The organism is Acinetobacter sp. YH16044 (genome assembly GCF_013417145.1).
In the GTDB taxonomy this organism is placed as follows: Bacteria; Pseudomonadota; Gammaproteobacteria; order Pseudomonadales; family Moraxellaceae; genus Acinetobacter; species Acinetobacter amyesii.
In genome coordinates this window covers 1-1,643 of the sequence record NZ_VPEK01000129.1, presented here as the reverse complement: position 1 = coordinate 1,643, position 1,643 = coordinate 1, and the positions used below count along the sequence as shown (strand labels likewise).

The window sequence follows — 1,643 nt, the reverse complement described above, 5'->3', positions numbered from 1 at the left end:
GGCTCTGCCTCCGAATCACGCTGCGGTATCGAAAGATTACAGTGCGTACCTGATAAGAGCACCAATCAACGGACTAGGGATTTCTTGGATTGCACCGTCGAAAGAAGCCCAACCTAACCAGACTTAGCCAGATTAACGAGCTAAGAGACCATGACCCAATAACTGATCATGGAGAAAAGCAAAGACAAGATGAAGATGTCGCTTCGCTCCGTTTTGATTAGTACCACATTGGGGCATTAGGCGTTTTTTACCTAGATTTTATCGGTGAACAATAACACCTAAACTCTCAACAAGCTGAAGCGCCTGCTCTCCATCCAACTTCACTCCATCTAAATTAATTCGCCTTGCATCAAGCTCGCCAAGCGCCCCACCCGTTAAATCACAACCAGTAAAATCAGCCAAAGACCAATCAAACGATGAAAACTCCCCACAAGAAAGATCGGAGCCACGAAACACGGCGCCAGTTATCACAGTGCCATTCCAGCGATTTTCCCACAGTTCGCACTTTTCTAATATGACTCTAGAAAAATTAGCGTAACTAAGATTTGTCTTGGTTATATAAGCACTACAAAACCATGACCTTGTAGTTATCATATTCATAAAATTAGCCCCTCGAAAATCAGCTCCTTGAGCTAAACACTCACTAATTTCAAGACCTAAGGCGCTAATGTTTTTAAAATTACTCATTGATAAATCGCAGCTTTTAAAGCTAGCGTTTTTTAGTTTGGCTCTATTAAAATCACACCCTTCCAAGCTATTCCTGTCGTAAAAACTACAATCAACAAATTCAGTATCAGTTAAATCAACCCCTGAAAAATCACAATTTGAAAAGGCAATATTTTTAACTCTATTCCCCGTAAATTGATCTCGTGAAAACTTTTCATTGATAAAGTGCTTTTCCATACATGCTACACCTGGTTATTTATACAGTGCAATCATTGTACATTAATTTGAACAACCTTAAACTCTAGCTAAAATTGATTCATACAATCCCTTTTATGTTAAACGGGCGAGTTAGTTTACTAAAACCGCCCATTCATCCGCATTAAAGCCCCTCAAAACGATTTTAAGACACGATCACCCTATCAAACACCCAAATCTACCCTGAAAGTTTAGAACGGTTTCTGTGCCGTTTGGCTTCGTTTTTAACATTATTTTATTAGCCACAAAAATTACCCCTTAACCTTCAAAATAATTATCTTCCCGTTTGACTCATAAACGGTGAACGGGCAGATAAAATTTTTATCTGTCTGTGAATCGTTGGACAAGCGCAGCGCGTCAGAAAAAGACTCGTAGAGGCTTCGGGGTATCAGGGGAAAGCCCCCTGAGTACGCGACGGTAATAAACGGTAAAAATGTCCCCATTTTGTCCCCGTTTGTGTATCGTCGCCCTCGTGCCTGTAATTTTGTATTTGGAGATATTTTTAACAAACCAATTAAAAACGCATAGGTAACACACCTTAGAGCCTTGTACGTCAACGTTTTTAGACAACGAGAAAAAAGGGGAATTAATGGCAGAGAGCAAAAAAACAACAACGGTGAGCTTTAGAATTGAAGATGATCTCAAAGATAAACTTCAAATCATTGCTGAACGAGAAAATAAAACTATCACCAACAAAGCACGTGAAATCCTCGCTGAATCAC

Annotated in this window: 1 protein-coding gene; it reads right to left on the bottom strand. The window is 39.8% G+C overall.

The genetic code is table 11. The features are described from left to right. Positions 1 to 258 precede the first annotated feature (258 nt). Positions 259 to 903: a quinolone resistance pentapeptide repeat protein QnrD1 gene (locus FTV38_RS17445; protein ID WP_012634451.1), complete on the bottom strand. Its 645-nt coding sequence runs from the start codon at positions 901 to 903 to the stop codon at positions 259 to 261. Positions 904 to 1,643: the final 740 nt, after the last annotated feature.